Below are 17,245 nucleotides of genomic sequence, written 5' to 3' on the forward strand. Positions count from 1 at the left end.
TCAGTTTTTCCGGGTGAGCAGGCTGCTGTCGCCGTAGGAATAGAAGCGATAGCCCGTCTTGATGGCATGGTCATAGGCGGCCTGCATCGTGTCGAGGCCGCAGAAGGCCGAAACGAGCATGAACAGCGTCGATTTCGGAAGGTGGAAGTTGGTCATCAACACGTCGACCGCGCGGAAGCGGTAGCCCGGCGTGATGAAGATACCCGTTGGGCCCGCAAAGGGCCGGATGACGCCATCCTCGCCCGCGGCGCTCTCAATCAAACGAAGGGAGGTGGTGCCGACGCAGACGATCCGACCTCCCCTCTCCCTCACGGCATTGAGCCTGGCAGCTGTCGACGCGGAGACGTGACCGATCTCCTCGTGCATCCTGTGTTCGGTGGTGTCGTCGCCCTTGACCGGCAGAAAGGTACCGGCGCCGACATGCAGCGTCACGAAATGGCGCTCGATGCCGGCAGCGTCGAGCTTCGCGAAGAGATCCGGGGTAAAGTGCAGGCCGGCGGTCGGTGCCGCGACGGCGCCCTCTTCCCGGGCATAGATGGTCTGGTAGTCGGCCCGGTCCTTCTCGTCCTCGTCGCGCTTCGAAGCGATATAGGGCGGAAGCGGAATGTGGCCGACGGTGGCGATCGCCTCGTCGAGGGCGGCGCCGGAGAAGTCGAACCTCAGCGTCACCTCGCCCGCATCGCCCTTCTCTTCGACCAACGCGCCGAGCTTGCCGAGCAGGCAGGCGTTTCCGGTGTGGCCGAATTCGATCCGGTCGCCCTGCTTGATGCGCTTGCCGGGACGGGCGAAGGCCTTCCAGCGGCTCTGGTCGAGGCGCATGTGCAGCGTCGCGGAGACCGGTGTTTCCTGCGCGCCCTCGCGCAGTCGCACACCTTCGAGTTGGGCGGGAATGACTTTTGTGTCGTTGAACACGAGCGCATCGCCCGGCTTCAGGAACGACGGCAGGTCGAAAACATGGCGATCCTCCAGCACCGGCTCTCCGTCCGGCCGGACGACGAGCAGGCGCGCGTGATCGCGCGGGCTTGCGGGCCGCAGCGCAATGTTTTCCTCCGGAAGGTCGAAGTCGAACAGGTCGACACGCATGTTGGTGTTCCCAGAAACGAAAAACCCGCCCGGCGCCTTGTCGACGCGGGGCGGGTTTGTCCAATAGCGGCCTCAGGCGTCGGCGGCAACCTTCATCGACACGATGGAGTCGGGATCGCGCACAGGCTCGCCCTTCTTGATCTGGTCGATGACGTCCATGCCTTCGATAACCTGACCCCACACGGAGTACTGCTTGTTGAGCCACGGCGCATCGGTAAAGCAGATGAAGAACTGCGAGTTGGCCGAGTTCGGGCTCTGCGAGCGCGCCATCGAGCAGGTGCCGCGCACATGCGGCGTCGCGGAAAACTCGGCCTTCAGGTCAGGCTTGTCGGAGCCGCCCATGCCGGCGCGGCCCGGATTGAAGTCCTTGCCGCCCTGCTTGCCAAACTTGACGTCGCCGGTCTGGGCCATGAAGTCCTCGATCACGCGGTGGAAGACCACGCCATCATAGGCGCCTTCGCGCGACAGTTCCTTGATACGGGCGACATGTTCGGGGGCGACTTCCGGCAGAAGCTGGATGACAACCTTGCCCTTCGTCGTTTCCATGACGATCGCGTTTTCCGGGTCCTTGATCTCGGCCATCGGTATTCTCCTTTTTATTTGGGGCGGTGCTGTTACGGGCGTCCGACGGTGACCTTGATCATACGATCAGGATCACTGACTTCGCCGTTTCCACCTTCGCCGCGCTTGATCTTGTCGACGTTCTCCATGCCTGAGACAACCTTGCCGACCACGGTGTACTGACCGTTGAGGAAGCTTCCATCGGCGAACATGATGAAGAACTGGGAGTTGGCCGAGTTTGGATCCTGGGCCCGCGCCATGCCGACCGTGCCGCGTTCAAAGGGAACGTCGGAGAACTCGGCGGGCAGGTCCGGCAGGCTCGAGCCGCCGGTGCCGGCGCGCGAACCGTCAAAGCCATCCTGCATGTCGCCAAACTGCACGTCACCGGTCTGTGCCATGAAGCCTTCTATAACACGATGGAAGGCGACGTTGTCGTATTCACCCTTCGATGCCAGTTCCTTCATTCGCGCGACGTGCTGCGGCGCGACATTGGGCAGGAGTTCGATCACGACCGGACCATCCTTGAGCTGGATCGTCAGATAGTCATCCTCGGCTGCCGCCGCGGTGCCGGAAAAACCGGCGAGGGCGAGAAGTCCGGCAAGGGCAAGACCAATGAGTTTCATGGATTCTCCCATTCTTTCTTAGAAAGGCTCACTTCGCGAGCCTCGATTTTAATGCATCGAGCACGGCTGATGGCACAAATGCGCTGACATCGCCTCCCATGGATGCGATCTGCCGGACCAATGTGGCCGTTATGGGCCGCGAGGAGGTACCGGCGGGCAGGAATATGGTCTGCAGGTCCGGCGCCATGCGGCTATTCATGCCGGCCATCTGCATCTCGTAGTCGAGATCGGTCCCGTCGCGCAGACCGCGCAGGAGTAGTTTTGCTCCGTTCGCACGGGCGGCATCGATGGCCAGACCGTCGAAGGCGACGACATCGACATCCCCTGCCCGTCCAGGCAAGACTGCTTCCAAGGACTTTCGGATGAGATCGGCGCGTTCATCGAACGAAAACAACGGCGTCTTGCCGGGATGAATGCCGATCGCGACGATTACCTTGGGAACAACATTCAGCGCCTGGACGAGGACGTCCAGGTGACCATTGGTCATCGGATCGAAGGACCCGGGGTAGAAAGCTGTTGTCATCGGGGACCGAGGTTGAGTTTGACGCCTTTTGTCACGGAAGGCCTCCCTCCGCAAGACATTTGCGGCAGCTTGAACCCCTCGAAGATGAACGCCAGATGAACGGGCGGTTCAGGCAGGTTTCAGAGCGTATATGCGAAAAAGCATCATGATCGCGAATAAGCGCGACTGCTTGACGGATTTACCATGCTTGCACTTCTTGCCCTTGCCTCTATCGGAATCTCTCTCGTCTTCGAGAAAGTTTTATGGCATTGATTGTGCGCTGCAAAAAAGCGCTTGCCACAGAAGTGCCGAAAAGTTAAGCCCGCCGAGTTTCTGGACATTTTTATACCTTTTTCGCCTCTTACGGGAACAACGTCAGCGCCCGTGCATTGAAGGAGCGCGAGAGAGGAGATCCAAAGGGATTTAAAGCCATGCCTGACAAAGTGACAGTGATCAACTTGCTCTGGATGATGACCATGTCCGCTATGCTGGCGACGTCAGTCGGGTTCTACATGGAACGCGAAGACCAGGCGAATTTTTACGGTCCGCCAATAACTGCCCGCTATCATAGCTTCGGAAACTGAAAAAGCGCGTAAGGCGCCCGTGGAAACGAAGGGAATGAAGGACGATGTTTGCAACTCTGACCGTGCTCGCCGCGCTCATCAGCGGCATGTTCGTCCTGACGATAGCATCAACCGTGACCGCGCTGCGTCGTGAACGCGATGAGCTGAAGGCAATGATGTCCCGGCGAGAACTCTTCTAGCGCCACTGAGCCTATCAGCACGTTTCAGCCGCCCCCGTGATCCGAGGGCGGCTTTTCTTTATCTTATTCACTGCCTTCCGGGGAGGTTTCGCCTCCGGCGGGATCACCGCCGATTTCGGCGTTGTCTGCCGCTTCGACAACGTCCTCGTCTTCCTCCGGTTCGCTGATCCGCTCGACGGAGACGACCTTCTCGTCCTTTGCCGTTGAGAAGATCGTGACGCCCTTCGTCGCACGGCTGGCGATCCGGATTCCGTCGACCGGGACTCGGATCAACTGCCCACCGTCGGAGACGAGCATGAGTTGGTCCTTGTCCTCGACAGGGAAGGCCGCAACCAGTTCACCGATCTCCGATGTCTTCGATGTGTCGGTGGCGCGGATACCCTTGCCGCCGCGGCCGGAGGTGCGGAAGTCGTAGGAGGACGACCGTTTCCCGAAGCCACGCTCGGAGACGGTCAGTACGAACTGTTCGCGCGCCTTCAATTCCTGATAGCGCTCGTCGGAAAGTTCTCCTTCCGCGCCGACCTCTTCTCCAACGAGGGAGATTTCCTCCTCATCGACGCCCATCGCCCGGCGCTCCGCAGCAGAGCGCTTCAGATAGGCCGCGCGCTCCCAGGGTTCGGCGTCGACATGGCCGAGGATGGTCATCGAGATCAGGCGATCGCCGTCCGCGAGCGAGATACCCCGGACGCCGATCGAGTTGCGGCCGGCAAAGACGCGCACCTCGTCCACGGGGAAGCGGATCGCCTGGCCGAGCGCCGTCGTGATCAGTACGTCGTCGCGATCGGTGCAGGTTTCCACCGAGAGGATCTCGTCGCCCTCTTCCTCGAGCTTCATCGCGATCTTGCCGTTGCGGTTGACCTGGACGAAATCGCTGAGCTTGTTGCGGCGAACGGTGCCCCGTGTCGTCGAGAACATGACATCAAGATTGTCCCAGGTCTTTTCGTCCTCGGGCAGCGGCATGATCGTGGTGATCCGCTCGCCGGGCTCAAGCGGCAGCATGTTGATCAATGCCTTGCCGCGCGATGTCGGCGTGCCGATCGGCAGGCGCCAGACCTTTTCCTTGTAGACGATGCCGCGCGAGGAGAAAAAGAGCACCGGCGTGTGCGTATTGGCCACGAACAGGCGGGTGGCGAAATCCTCGTCCTTCATCGCCATGCCGGAACGGCCCTTGCCGCCGCGACGCTGGGCGCGGTAGGTGACGAGCGGGACCCGCTTGATGTAGCCGGCATGGCTGACGGTGACGACCATGTCCTCGCGGGCGATCAGGTCTTCGTCATCCATCTCCAGGCCGCCGTCGAGGATCTGGGTACGGCGCGGCGTGCCGAACTCGTCGCGGATCGCAGCCATCTCTTCTTTGACGATTTGCTGGATGCGGATGCGCGAGGACAGGATATCGAGATAGTCGGTGATCTCGGCGCCGATCTTGTTCAGCTCCTCGTCGATTTCATCGCGACCGAGGGCAGTCAGGCGGGCGAGGCGCAGTTCGAGGATCGCCCTCGCCTGCTCCTCGGAGAGATTGTAGGTGTTGTCGTCGTTGATGCGATGACGCGGATCGTCGATCAGGCGGATCAGGGCCTCGACGTCATGCGCCGGCCAGCGCCGCTCCATCAACTGCTCGCGTGCGGTCTGTGGATCGGGGGCGCGACGGATGAGGTTGATGACCTCATCGATGTTGGCAACGGCGATCGCCAGACCGACCAGGACGTGGGCGCGATCGCGCGCCTTGCGCAGCAGGAACTTGGTGCGGCGGCTGACGACATCCTCGCGGAAGGCGACGAAGGCGCGCAGCATGTCGAGCAGGCTCATCTGCTCGGGCTTGCCGCCGTTCAACGCCACCATGTTGCAGCCAAACGAGGTCTGCAGCGGTGTGTAGCGATAGAGCTGGTTGAGGATCACGTCGGCGTTGGCATCGCGCTTCAGTTCGATGACGACGCGGTAGCCTTCGCGGTCGGATTCGTCGCGCAGATCCGAGATGCCCTCGATGCGCTTCTCGCGCACGAGTTCGGCCATCTTCTCGATCATCGTCGCCTTGTTCACCTGATACGGGATCTCGGTGATGATGATCTGCTCGCGGTCTCCGCGCATCGGCTCGACGCGGGCAACGCCGCGCATGATGACGGAGCCGCGGCCAGTTTCGTAGGCCGAGCGGATACCGGACCGACCAAGGATCATGGCGCCAGTTGGGAAGTCCGGGCCGGGAATGATTTCCATCAATTCCGGCAGCTCGATCTCCGGCTTGTCCATCAGGGCGATGCAGCCGTCGATCACTTCGGACAAATTGTGGGGCGGGATATTGGTCGCCATGCCCACGGCGATGCCGCCCGCGCCATTGACCAGGAGGTTCGGGAACTTTGCGGGAACCACGACCGGTTCCTGCATGGTCCCGTCATAGTTTTCGCGGAAATCAATCGTGTCCTTGTCGAGGTCGTCCAGCAGCGAATGGGCGGCCTTCTGCAGGCGGCATTCCGTGTAACGCTGCGCGGCCGGCGGGTCGCCGTCGACGGAGCCGAAATTGCCCTGGCCGTCGATCAACGGCAGCCGGAGCGACCAGTCCTGCGCCATGCGGGCGAGCGCGTCATAGATCGCGGCGTCGCCGTGCGGGTGGTATTTACCCATCACGTCGCCGGTGACGCGGGCGGACTTCACATATTTCTTGTTCCAGTCGACGCCCATTTCGGACATCGAATACAGAATGCGGCGATGAACGGGCTTCAAGCCGTCGCGGACGTCGGGCAATGCGCGGCTGACGATCACGCTCATGGCGTAATCGAGATAGGACCGCTGCATTTCCTCCATGATGGAGATCGGCTCGATGCCTTGCGGGTACTTGCCGCCGGGGGTGCTTTGCTCAGTCAAATCAGATCACGATCTTTTTTCAGAATCACATGTCAGCTTATAGCCGATAGGCCGTCGAAGCGCCAAGTTCGGCGGGGGTTTTGAACAGGGTTTTCGGGTCGTTCGTCAAGTCTTTAGGCGGATTGTGCGAAACGCTTGCCAGCCGCCGCCGCCGCACCCTACAGTTGGCAGCAAAAGGAGGACGAAGCATGGCATACGCGGACGCTCTGGTGAGCGCCTTCACGACTTTGCTCGTGACCGTCGATCCTCCGGGGTTGGCACCGCTGTTTCTCGGGCTGACGCAGGGCATGACTTCGACGCAGAGGCGACAGGTTGCGATCCGCGGCTCCCTTATCGCCTTTGGCATCCTGACGGTCTTTGCGCTGTTTGGCGCCAGCATCCTCGGTGCACTTGGTATATCCATGGGCGCTTTCCGGATCGCCGGCGGACTGATGCTGTTTGCCATCGCCTTCGAAATGATTTTCGAGAAACGGCAGGAGCGCAAGGAAAAGACCACGGATACTGCGATTACCAAAGACCACATTCACAATCTGGCGGTTTTTCCACTGGCCATACCGCTGATCGCCGGTCCCGGTGCAATATCGGCCACCGTGCTGATCGGAAGTTCGCTGGACGGCTGGCTGGGGCGACTGCAACTGATCGGCGTGATCGGTGCCGTGCTGGCTCTGGTTCTTGTGTCACTCGCCATCGCGCAGCCGCTGAATCGGTTCCTCGGCGTCACCGGCCGTGCGCTGTTGACCCGCCTTCTCGGCGTGCTTCTGGCCGCGCTCTCCGTGCAGTTCGTGGTCGACGGGGTGAAATCGGCCTTCGGATAAGTCCGCGCTCGCTTTCCCGTTCCAGCGCACTAGTTAGTTCCGATGAGTGAAGGAGAGATCATGCCGCGCTGGAAATGGCTATTGTCACAGTTGACGCGGCAGCTTTGGTTTCGCGCCACGATGATCGGCATGATCGGCATTCTCGCCGCCATCCTCGCTGCCGTGGCAGAACGCTTCATTCCCTGGAGCATTCCAGGGGGAATTCGTGCCGACGCCGTCGACGACATCCTCAACATCCTTGCCTCGAGCATGCTTGCTGTAACCACATTTTCGCTTGGCGCGATGACCTCCGCCTACGGGTCGGCGACCAGCAATGTCACGCCGCGTGCCACCGCGCTTTTGGTGCAGGACCGCGTGACCCAGAATGTGCTGTCGACCTTCCTCGGTTCGTTTCTCTATAGCATCGTCGGTATCGTCGTCCTCAAAACCGGAGCCTATGGCGACAGCGGTCGCGTCATTCTCTTCGTCGTCACGGTCGGTGTTATCGTGCTCATCGTCGTCTCCTTGCTGCGCTGGATAGACCATCTGACAAAGCTTGGACGCGTCGGCGAAACCACCACCCGCGTCGAAACGGCGACGCGCCGCGCAATCCAGGATCGGTTGCAGCACCCCTACCTTAACGGGACGCCGCTTCTCGATCCGGAACGCGACATCCCCGACGGCGCGACGCCGGTCCGGGCGGGAGCCATCGGCTATGTGCAGCACATCGACATTTCCGCCCTCGCGCAGTGCTGCAAACTGTACGACGCGGACCTCTATCTTGCGGTGAACCCGGGTGCATTCGTCTACACAGACACCCCCCTTGCATGGTGGGGCAGGCCGACAAAAGCCGAGGATGGCAGGGAGCCATCGCAAGCCGTGCGGGACGCGGTCTCGATAGGCCTGAACCGCAGCTTCGATCAGGACCCGCGTTTCGGACTGGTTGTTATGAGTGAGATCGCGTCGCGGGCGCTGTCACCCGCGGTGAACGACCCGGGTACGGCGATCGATGTCATCGGGCGTAACACGCGCCTTCTGAACTTATGGGCCGAAGCGCCGGACGAGGAGGAGATCGAATTCCCGCGCGTTCACGTCCCGCCTCTTTCCACCGTCGACCTTTTCGAGGATGCGTTCATGGCGATCGCCCGGGATGGGGCGAGCTATGTCGAGGTTCAACTGCGGCTGCAGAAATGCCTGAGAGCGCTTGCCAATTCCGGAAACGACGCATTCCGGAATTCCGCACATGAACAGGCACGGATAGCGCTGGTGCGGGCCGAGGCTGCGCTACCCACCGAAATCGACAGGCGTCGGTTGCTCGGAGACATCTAGGGGTAAAACAAAAAAGCGGCGCCGAAAGACGCCGCTTTTTTCAAAGCCTTCCGGGTCATCAGAACGGAATGTCGTCGTCGAGATCGCGCGAGAAGTTGCCGGCTGGCGCGCTCTGGCCGCCGCGGCCCTGTGACGAGGATCCACCGCGATAGCCGCCGGACGCCGGCTGGCCACCGCCGAAATCGTCATAGCCGCCACCGAAATCGCTACCGCCGCGCGACGCGCCGCCGCCATCACCACGTCCGTCCAGCATGGTCAGCGTCGAGTTGAAACCCTGCAGGACGACTTCCGTCGTGTAGCGATCCTGGCCGCTCTGGTCCTGCCATTTGCGGGTCTGCAGCGCGCCCTCGATATAGAGCTTGGCGCCCTTCTTCACGTACTGCTCGACCACCTTGCACAGGCCCTCGTTGAAGACGACCACATTGTGCCATTCGGTCTTTTCCTTGCGCTCGCCGGAGTTCCGGTCACGCCAGCTTTCGGACGTGGCGATGCGCAGGTTGGCGATCGGCCGGCCGTCCTGGGTGCGGCGGATTTCCGGGTCCGCTCCGACGTTGCCGATCAGAATGACCTTGTTGACGCTTCCAGCCATGATACTTACCTCACTGCCGCGCCGCCGCGGCTTTCAAAACACAATCGGGCGCCACCTTAGCCCATTCGGGCGGGGCGATGGGTTCAAAGCACTTGTAATCCACAGCGAAAAATGTTCTTTATTTGTTCTAGTGTTCCGCTAGGATGATGTCAATAGAATCGTTTTCGGACGCATTATCTGCCGCCACCGCTCGACAGCAGCGTGTGGTTGACTAAATAAAGGTGGCTGCCCCTCCCCAGCCCTCCGGCCCATTGGCTTGCCCTGTCGAGATTTGTCATGAGTGAACTGAAGACCATTTCCATTCGCGGTGCGCGTGAACACAATCTCAAGGGCGTCGATCTCGACCTGCCGCGCAACAGCCTGATCGTGATGACCGGGCTCTCCGGGTCGGGCAAGTCGTCGCTTGCCTTCGACACGATCTATGCCGAAGGGCAGAGGCGCTACGTCGAAAGCCTGTCGGCCTATGCGCGGCAGTTCCTGGAAATGATGCAGAAGCCGGATGTCGACCAGATCGACGGGCTGTCGCCGGCGATTTCGATCGAGCAGAAGACGACCTCGCGCAATCCGCGCTCGACGGTCGGGACCGTGACGGAAATCTACGACTACATGCGTCTGCTGTTCGCGCGTGCCGGTATTCCGTATTCGCCGGCGACGGGCCTGCCGATCGAGAGCCAGACGGTCAGCCAGATGGTCGACCGCATTCTCGCCTTCGAGGAAGGCACGCGGCTCTACATCTTGGCGCCGATGGTGCGCGGGAGGAAGGGCGAGTACAAGAAGGAACTCGCCGAGCTGATGAAAAAGGGCTTCCAGCGCGTCAAGGTGGACGGGCAGTTTTACGAGATCGCCGACGTGCCGGCGCTCGACAAGAAGTACAAGCACGACATCGACGTTGTCGTCGACCGTATCGTCGTGCGCCCCGATATCGGCAGCCGCCTCGCGGACAGCCTAGAGACCTGCCTGCACGTTCTGGCCGACGGACTGGCGATCGCCGAGTTCGCCGACAAGCCGTTGCCGCCGGAAGAAACCGCAGCGGGCGGTTCGGCCAACAAGTCGCTCAACGAGACGCATGAACGCGTGCTGTTTTCGGAAAAATTCGCCTGCCCCGTCTCCGGATTCACCATTCCGGAGATCGAGCCGCGCCTGTTTTCGTTCAACAATCCGTTCGGTGCCTGCCCGACCTGCGATGGATTGGGTTTTCAGCAGAAGATCGACGAGGCGCTGATTTTGCCCGAGGCTGACCGTCGGCTGAACGACGGGGCGATTGCGCCCTGGGCCAAGTCGTCGTCTCCCTACTACAACCAGACGCTCGAGGCGCTGGGTAAAGAGTTCGGCTTCAAGCTGTCGAACAAATGGTCCGATCTGTCATCGACGGCGCAGCACGCGATCCTTCACGGCACGGACGACAAGATCGAATTCCATTATGCCGACGGTGCCCGCTCCTACAAGACGGTGAAGAATTTCGAAGGCATCGTGCCGAACCTCGAACGACGCTGGAAGGAAACGGATAGCGCCTGGGCGCGCGAAGAGATCGAGCGTTTCATGTCGGCCGCCCCCTGCCCGGCCTGCAACGGCTTCCGCCTGAAGCCGGAAGCGCTGGCGGTAAAGATCGATGGGCTGCATATCGGTCAGGTCACGGACATGTCGATCCGGAATGCAGGCGCCTGGTTCGAGGTTCTGCCTGAGAAGCTGTCATCCAAGCAGAACGAGATCGCGGCGCGCATCCTGAAGGAAATCCGTGAACGGCTACGCTTCCTCAATGATGTCGGCCTCGACTATCTGTCGCTGTCGCGCAGTTCCGGCACGCTGTCGGGCGGCGAGAGCCAGCGCATCCGGCTTGCCTCGCAGATTGGCTCGGGTCTGACGGGCGTGCTCTACGTGCTTGACGAGCCGTCGATCGGCCTGCACCAGCGCGACAATGCCCGGCTTCTCGATACGCTGAAACACCTCCGTGACATCGGCAATACGGTGATCGTCGTCGAACATGACGAGGACGCGATCCTGACGGCAGACTATGTCGTCGATATCGGGCCTGCGGCCGGCATCCACGGAGGCCAAGTCGTCGCCCAAGGGTCGCCGCAGGAGATCATGGCGAACCCCAAGTCGCTGACCGGCAAGTATCTCTCCGGAGAACTCGGCGTGCACGTGCCGGACAAGCGTCGCAAGCCAAAGAAAGGCCAGCGGCTGAAGGTAATCGGCGCTCGCGGCAACAATCTCAAGAACGTCACGGCGGAGATTCCGCTTGGCGTCTTCACCGCGGTGACCGGCGTTTCGGGCGGCGGCAAGTCGACCTTCCTGATCGAGACGCTCTACAAATCGGCGGCGCGGCGCATCATGGGGGCGCGGGAGAACCCTGCCGAGCATGACCGCATCGATGGTTTCGAGTTCATCGACAAGGTCATCGATATCGATCAGTCACCAATCGGTCGGACGCCGCGCTCCAATCCGGCCACGTATACCGGCGCGTTCACACCGATCCGCGACTGGTTCGCCGGCCTTCCCGAGGCAAAGGCGCGCGGCTACCAGCCGGGCCGCTTCTCGTTCAACGTCAAGGGTGGACGCTGCGAGGCCTGCCAGGGCGACGGCGTGATCAAGATCGAGATGCACTTCCTGCCTGATGTCTACGTGACCTGCGACGTCTGCCACGGCAAGCGCTACAATCGCGAGACGCTGGATGTGACCTTCAAGGGCAAGTCGATCGCCGACGTGCTTGACATGACGGTCGAGGAAGGCGTCGAGTTCTTCCAGGCGGTGCCGGCCGTGCGCGACAAGTTGCAGGCGCTCTTCGATGTCGGCCTTGGCTACATCAAGGTGGGCCAGCAGGCGAACACGCTGTCTGGCGGCGAGGCGCAGCGCGTCAAGCTCGCCAAGGAACTCTCGAAGCGCTCGACCGGGCGCACGCTCTACATTCTCGACGAACCGACCACCGGCCTGCATTTCCACGACGTCGCCAAACTCCTGGAAATGTTGCAGGAACTGGTCAACCAGGGCAATTCGGTCGTGGTCATCGAGCACAATCTGGAGGTCATCAAGACCGCCGACTGGGTGATTGATTTCGGCCCGGAAGGTGGCGACGGTGGCGGCACGATCGTGGCCGAAGGCACTCCAGAGGATGTCGTCAAGGTGGAGGCATCGTATACGGGCCAGTTCCTGAAAGAGCTGCTGCAACGGCGGCCTGTGAAGAAGGTTGAGGCGGCGGAGTGACCGATGAGCGAGACGTTTCATCAGGTCGTCTCGCTGGTTGCCAAAAGCCAATATCTGGTGTCGCTGCATGCACTGTCGAAAATGCTTGATGAGAACATTCTCCTCGGGAGCATCGTCGAAGGAATTTCGTTAGGTCGGCTTGTCGAAGACTATCCAGAATACCACAAAGGTCCCGCAGTCTTGGTGCTGCAACCAGACGAGAACGGTCTTCCCATTCATACTGTGTGGGGACTACCGAAGGGAAAATCGGAACCGGCGGTTTTGGTCACCGTTTATCGACCTGATCCCGACCGTTGGAGTAGCGATTTTAAGCGGAGGATCACGTGATGGGTGTCACATCAATGCAGTTGGTGCGCGAAGGCGAACTTGCTGCGGAAGTGGCCGTCGAACTGATTGAGGCGGGCGAATGGGGCTCAGCTATCGGTCCCTTGGATGTCCAAAAGCTAGATCGTGTGCGGCTTGCTTTGCGTGCTGGAGATGTTGCCGCCGCCGCTCGAGATGGACGTGTCTACCGACTCGTCCCGCAGCCTGCGACGGGATTTGGCGAGCCGCCGCAGGATGAATTTCAACGCTAGGTGTTGTTTACCGTGCAATTTAAGCGGGAGGCTTTTCATGACCAAATCAGGCACGATCCGAACGGGCATCGGCGGCTGGACCTTCGATCCCTGGGAAGGCACGTTCTATCCGGAGAAGCTTGCCAAGAAGCGCCAGCTGGAATTTGCCAGCCGGGAGTTGACGGCCATTGAGGTGAACGGCACCTACTATTCCAGCCAGAAGCCGGCGACCTTCGCCAAGTGGGCGTCGGAGGTGCCGGAGGGTTTCATCTTTTCACTGAAGGCCAGCCGCTACTGCACCAATCGCAAGGTGCTGGCGGAAGCCGGCGAGTCCGTCGAGAAGTTTCTCGGTCAGGGGATCGTCGAACTCGGACCTCACCTCGGGCCAATCCTCTGGCAGTTCATGGGGACGAAGAAATTCGAGCCTGACGATTTCGAAGCTTTTCTGAAACTGCTGCCGAAAACGCTCGACGGCTTGCCGCTCAGGCATGTGGTCGAGCCGAGGCATGTTTCCTTCCGCACGCCGGAATTTATCGAGATGCTGGCGAAGCACGGCGTTGCCGCCGTTTGTGCCGATCATCACGACTATCCGATGTTTCCGGATGTTACAGCCGACTTCGTGTACGCCCGACTGCAGAAGGGGACGGACGAGGTAAAGAGCTGTTACCCGGAAAAGCAGGTGGCCGAGTGGGCCGGTCGTTTCAAGACGTATGCCGCCGGCGGCACGCCTGTTGACCTTCCCCTCGTCAGTCCCGACCGCAAGGTTGAAGAGACGCCGCGGGACGTCTTCGCCTTCTTCATCACCGGCGGAAAGGTGAATGCACCGAATGGGGCACGCCTTCTGCAATCGAAAGTGGCGTGATTTCAAACCGGCAGCTTTTCGGCGGCAATTTGTGACAACGGCGAATCTGGACTAGGTTCCGTCGCAGAGTCGATCTCATCCCGTCGGGAAAAGCTCGACCGTTGTCGTTTTGCGGGGCGGCCTACCGCTTTGCGTTTTCCTGCCGAGGCCTTTTTCATGACGGGTATCGTCGTCTTCATCAACCTCGCCGGAGCGGTCGCCCTCTTGCTGTGGGCGACGCGGCTGGTCAGGACCGGCATCGAGCGCGCCTACGGCAATGTGCTGAAGGAGCGCCTGCGTCTGGCGCTCGGCAATCGGCTGTCGGCCGGCGCGGCCGGCTTCGTCTTTGCTGTGGCGCTGCAGAGCGCGACGGCCGTGGCGCTCATCCTGTCCTCGTTCGTCGCAGGCGGCTATGTCGGCAGCACGATCGGCATTGCAACACTGCTCGGCGCCGATCTGGGCTCGGCCTTCGTTGCCCGCGTCCTGCGCTACGACCTGTCGCTGCTGATCCCTATTTTCCTGCTGGCGGGCACCGTGATGTTCCGTGCCTCCGAAGCGCGGGAATGGCGGCAGCTCGGCCGCATCTCCTTCGGCCTGGGCCTTCTTCTGCTGTCCCTGCGGCTGATCGGTGAGGCCTCCGATCCGCTCAAGACCAGTGAAATCCTGCCCGTCATCATCAACTACCTCTCGCGCGACTGGATCACCGCCTTCCTGCTGGCCGCACTCCTTGCCTGGGCCTTCCATTCATCGGTCGCCACCGTTCTGCTGCTGGCATCGCTGGCAGACCGGCATCTGCTGACGCCGGAGCTGATCATACCGCTGGTGCTCGGCGCCAATTTCGGTGCTGCCGTCATTGCCGCGGTACTGACGAAGAACGCCGAGCCGATGGCCCGCGTCGTACCGCTGGGCAATGTTGTCATTCGCGGACTGACGACGCTTCTGGCGCTCGGGGCACAGATCGCATTTCCCCTTTCACCGTCTCTGCTGGCCTCCGGTCCGGGCGATGCCGTGGTCATGGCGCATCTGGCGATCAACGCCATTGTCGTGGTCGTGGGGCTGCCGGTATGCGGAATCGTCGCCTCCCTGCTCGACAAGGCGCTCTTACCCCGTATCGCCACGACCGGCGTGCCGATGGATACGCGATTGTCTGCCCTCAATCCTGCCGACCTTGGCCATCCGCGGCAAGCCGTAAACAACGCGACACGCGAAGTTCTGACGCTCTGCGAGAAAACCGAGGCGATGCTTGGGCGTATCTTCGAGCTGTTCGAGAATTTCGACCAGAGCAAGATGGACAGGATCGCGCAGCTCGATGACGAGATCGACCACATCCACCGCGACATCAAGTTCTACCTTGCCAGGGTGTCGGAAGGCGAGCTCGACAAGGAAACCGCCGCGCAGTGCCAAACACTGCTTGGGACGACGATCAAGATCGAGCAAGCCGCCGACATCATCTCGCAAAATATGCTCGCCCGGGCACGCAAGAAGCATGATCGCAAAGTCGTGTTCTCGCAGGAGGGCTGGACGGAACTCTGCGGCATGCATAACGAGGTGGTGAAGAACGCCCACCTTGCCTTCAACCTGCTTATCAGCCGTGACGTCGATCATGCGCGGCAACTGGTCGATCGCAAGGAGGTTGTCCGCGATCTCGTTCGAGAGAGCGAGGAGCGTCATATGCAGAGGCTGCGCGCCGGAAACCTGGCCAGCTACGATTCCAGTTCACTTCACATCGACACGATGCGGGATCTGAAGGAAATCAACTCGCTGGTGGTGGCGATCGGTTATCCGCTTCTCGAAGACGAGGGCATGCTCCGCCGTAGCCGGCTGATGTAGTCAGGGCGGTTCGACTGCCTCGAAGAGCGTCTCGGCGGTCAGCCCCCTGCCCGCCCGTTTTGCCGCCTCGCCATGCAACCAGACGCCGGCTGCGGCAGCCTCGAACGCCGGCACTCCCTGCGCCAGGAGACCACCGACAATGCCGGCGAGCACGTCACCGGACCCCGCTGTCGCCAGCTGTGGCGGAGCATTGGTGTTGATCATTGCGCGACCGTCCGGCGCCGCGATGACGCTATCGGCCCCTTTATAGATCACGGCAGCGTTTGCCCGCTCTGCGGCGCGGACTGCCTTGTCGATCTTCCCTAGACCGGCATCGGCGGCGATATCGGGGAAAAGACGCGAGAACTCGCCTTCATGGGGCGTCAGGACCAGACGGCACGGCCCGCCACCAAAGGACTTGAAGAGTGGGGTGGGGTCGTCGCGGAAGCTGGTGATTCCGTCCGCGTCGAGCACAAGGGATTTGCCGGCTTCGCCAAGCGCGATCGTGAAGTCGCGTGCCTTTTGTCCGATGCCGAAGCCGGGGCCGAGAACGAAGGCGTTCAGTCTGGAGTCGTCGAACCAGTCCTTCAACGCTCCGACATCCGCGATTTCTTTCAGCATTACCGCCGTCAGGTGCGCTGCATTGGCTTCCAGCGCATCCGGTGGCGAGGCCAGCGTGACAAGCCCCGCGCCAACGCGGAGAGCAGCGCTGGCGGTAAGGCGGGCCGCACCTGTCGCGTTTGCCGGGCCGGAAAACACCGCAAGGTGGCCGCGGGAAAACTTGTGCTGGCTGGCGCTGGCACGAGGTATCGCGGCCAACCAGCGTTCGGGATCGTTTTCCGCCAGTGATCCCGCGGCGGCCGAGACGATGCGCCAGGGGATGCCGATATCCACCACCTCGACCGCGCCGCAGAGATCTCGCCCAGGCAAGAGAAGATGCCCCGGCTTGCGCGTCATGAACGTGATCGTGTGGGCCGCGATGAAGGCTGCACCGCGGACGGCGCCCGTTCGACCGTCGAGGCCCGACGGTAGATCCACCGCCACGACCGGAATGCCGGCGTCGGCGACAGTCTTTACCGCCGCGTCCACCTCTGCGGGCACAGACCTGTCCAGCCCGGCGCCGAATATGGCATCGACGAGGACATCGCCGGCTTTCGGTTCATACCTTTCGAGATGGGACGGCACGAGCCCGCAATTTTCGAAGGCTTTTCTTGCGTCTCCCCGCAGCTTTTGCGGATCGCCTAGACAATAAACTGCCGTCATCACCCCCGATGCAGCCAGGTCACGCGCCACGACATAGCCATCGCCGCCATTGTTCCCGGGGCCGCAGAACACGACAACGCGTTCGGCATAAGGGAAATGTCTGAGGACAGAAGCGGAGACCGCACGGCCGGCTCTCTCCATGAGGCCGTAGGAGTCGATGCCGGAGGCTGCCGCCGCACGGTCAACGGCTGCCATTTCCAGCGGCGTCAGCAATGTCGTGCGGCGAGTCGCAGTCATTGGTCCATCAAAGCAAATTTCGACGCCCACGGACAGAGATGGTACGTTCCCGCCTGCCAGGCTATTATTTATGCATATGCCTATATTTTATCTTTGAGCGCCTTCTGAAATGACAGAGGCGATCTGCTATGCTTTTCAAAAAACTGCGACATTTCCAACCTAATTCATAAAAAATAGGCATGAACGGCTGGCATTTTCCGTCAAATTGGGGGAACTTGGCGCTTGCCGGAGGGGGATCCG

Annotated in this window: 16 protein-coding genes; 9 read left to right on the plus strand and 7 right to left on the minus strand. The window is 61.2% G+C overall.

All coding sequences use genetic code 11. From position 1 onward, the window contains the following. The 4 genes from queA to coaD all read right to left on the minus strand — a co-directional run bounded on the left by queA (nucleotide 1) and on the right by coaD (nucleotide 2,790). Complete coding sequence (gene queA, locus J5J10_RS07660; protein WP_211929449.1) at nucleotides 1–1,083, minus strand: tRNA preQ1(34) S-adenosylmethionine ribosyltransferase-isomerase QueA; 1,083 nt, start codon at nucleotides 1,081–1,083, stop codon at nucleotides 1–3. 72 nt (nucleotides 1,084–1,155) lie between these two features. Continuing rightward, nucleotides 1,156–1,665, minus strand: a complete 510-nt coding sequence (locus J5J10_RS07665; protein ID WP_208550350.1) for a peptidylprolyl isomerase — start codon at nucleotides 1,663–1,665, stop codon at nucleotides 1,156–1,158. Between the two features lie 32 nt (nucleotides 1,666–1,697). Then, nucleotides 1,698–2,267, minus strand: coding sequence for a peptidylprolyl isomerase (locus tag J5J10_RS07670; protein ID WP_208550347.1), 570 nt, complete (start codon nucleotides 2,265–2,267; stop codon nucleotides 1,698–1,700). A 28-nt stretch (nucleotides 2,268–2,295) separates the two neighbouring features. Then, nucleotides 2,296–2,790 carry a pantetheine-phosphate adenylyltransferase gene (gene coaD, locus J5J10_RS07675; RefSeq protein WP_208550346.1) on the minus strand — a complete coding sequence of 165 codons (495 nt, stop codon included), beginning with the start codon at nucleotides 2,788–2,790 and terminating at the stop codon, nucleotides 2,296–2,298. A 410-nt stretch (nucleotides 2,791–3,200) separates the two neighbouring features. On the opposite strand from coaD, the gene J5J10_RS07680 reads away from it, so the two are divergent. Both J5J10_RS07680 and J5J10_RS22615 read left to right on the plus strand, forming a co-directional pair. Continuing rightward, the gene (locus J5J10_RS07680) at nucleotides 3,201–3,353 is read left to right on the plus strand and encodes a hypothetical protein (protein ID WP_208550343.1); all 153 of its coding nucleotides are present in this window, start codon (nucleotides 3,201–3,203) and stop codon (nucleotides 3,351–3,353) included. Nucleotides 3,354–3,397: 44 nt separating this feature from the next. After that, nucleotides 3,398–3,532: a hypothetical protein gene (locus J5J10_RS22615; RefSeq protein ID WP_281436225.1), complete on the plus strand. Its 135-nt coding sequence runs from the start codon at nucleotides 3,398–3,400 to the stop codon at nucleotides 3,530–3,532. Nucleotides 3,533–3,595: 63 nt separating this feature from the next. On the opposite strand, the gene gyrA is transcribed toward J5J10_RS22615, so the two are convergent. Beyond that, nucleotides 3,596–6,388, minus strand: coding sequence for a DNA gyrase subunit A (gyrA, locus tag J5J10_RS07685; protein ID WP_211929450.1), 2,793 nt, complete (start codon nucleotides 6,386–6,388; stop codon nucleotides 3,596–3,598). 188 nt (nucleotides 6,389–6,576) lie between these two features. Between gyrA and J5J10_RS07690 the strand changes: the two genes are divergently transcribed. Together J5J10_RS07690 and J5J10_RS07695 are read left to right on the plus strand one after the other, a co-directional pair. Beyond that, the gene (locus J5J10_RS07690; RefSeq protein WP_208550338.1) at nucleotides 6,577–7,203 is read left to right on the plus strand and encodes a MarC family protein; all 627 of its coding nucleotides are present in this window, start codon (nucleotides 6,577–6,579) and stop codon (nucleotides 7,201–7,203) included. Nucleotides 7,204–7,263: 60 nt separating this feature from the next. After that, complete coding sequence (locus J5J10_RS07695) at nucleotides 7,264–8,511, plus strand: DUF2254 domain-containing protein (RefSeq protein ID WP_211929451.1); 1,248 nt, start codon at nucleotides 7,264–7,266, stop codon at nucleotides 8,509–8,511. Nucleotides 8,512–8,569: 58 nt separating this feature from the next. Here J5J10_RS07695 and J5J10_RS07700 read toward each other — a convergent pair whose 3' ends face one another. Then, the gene (locus J5J10_RS07700) at nucleotides 8,570–9,100 is read right to left on the minus strand and encodes a single-stranded DNA-binding protein (RefSeq protein WP_208550334.1); all 531 of its coding nucleotides are present in this window, start codon (nucleotides 9,098–9,100) and stop codon (nucleotides 8,570–8,572) included. A gap of 276 nt (nucleotides 9,101–9,376) precedes the next feature. Between J5J10_RS07700 and uvrA the strand changes: the two genes are divergently transcribed. The 5 genes from uvrA (at nucleotide 9,377) to J5J10_RS07725 (ending at nucleotide 15,526) form a co-directional block, all read left to right on the plus strand. Beyond that, nucleotides 9,377–12,301 carry an excinuclease ABC subunit UvrA gene (gene uvrA, locus J5J10_RS07705; protein ID WP_211929452.1) on the plus strand — a complete coding sequence of 975 codons (2,925 nt, stop codon included), beginning with the start codon at nucleotides 9,377–9,379 and terminating at the stop codon, nucleotides 12,299–12,301. Nucleotides 12,302–12,304: 3 nt separating this feature from the next. Continuing rightward, entirely contained in the window at nucleotides 12,305–12,628 is a 324-nt protein-coding gene (locus J5J10_RS07710; RefSeq protein ID WP_211929453.1) for a DUF4258 domain-containing protein, read from the plus strand. Next, nucleotides 12,628–12,876 (plus strand): hypothetical protein, encoded by a 249-nt coding sequence (locus J5J10_RS07715; protein ID WP_211929454.1) that lies wholly within the window; start codon nucleotides 12,628–12,630, stop codon nucleotides 12,874–12,876. Before J5J10_RS07710 ends, J5J10_RS07715 begins: the two co-directional genes overlap by 1 nt. 37 nt (nucleotides 12,877–12,913) lie before the next feature. After that, nucleotides 12,914–13,717, plus strand: coding sequence for a DUF72 domain-containing protein (locus J5J10_RS07720; protein WP_211929455.1), 804 nt, complete (start codon nucleotides 12,914–12,916; stop codon nucleotides 13,715–13,717). Between the two features lie 156 nt (nucleotides 13,718–13,873). Continuing rightward, on the plus strand, nucleotides 13,874–15,526 hold the full coding sequence (locus tag J5J10_RS07725; RefSeq protein ID WP_211929456.1) for a Na/Pi cotransporter family protein: 1,653 nt from the start codon (nucleotides 13,874–13,876) through the stop codon (nucleotides 15,524–15,526). Here the strand turns inward: J5J10_RS07725 and J5J10_RS07730 are convergent, their stop codons facing one another. Next, the gene (locus tag J5J10_RS07730; protein ID WP_211929457.1) at nucleotides 15,527–17,005 is read right to left on the minus strand and encodes an NAD(P)H-hydrate dehydratase; all 1,479 of its coding nucleotides are present in this window, start codon (nucleotides 17,003–17,005) and stop codon (nucleotides 15,527–15,529) included. Nucleotides 17,006–17,245 lie beyond the last annotated feature (240 nt).

The organism is Ciceribacter sp. L1K23 (assembly GCF_018122705.1).
Taxonomy (GTDB): Bacteria; Pseudomonadota; Alphaproteobacteria; order Rhizobiales; family Rhizobiaceae; genus Allorhizobium.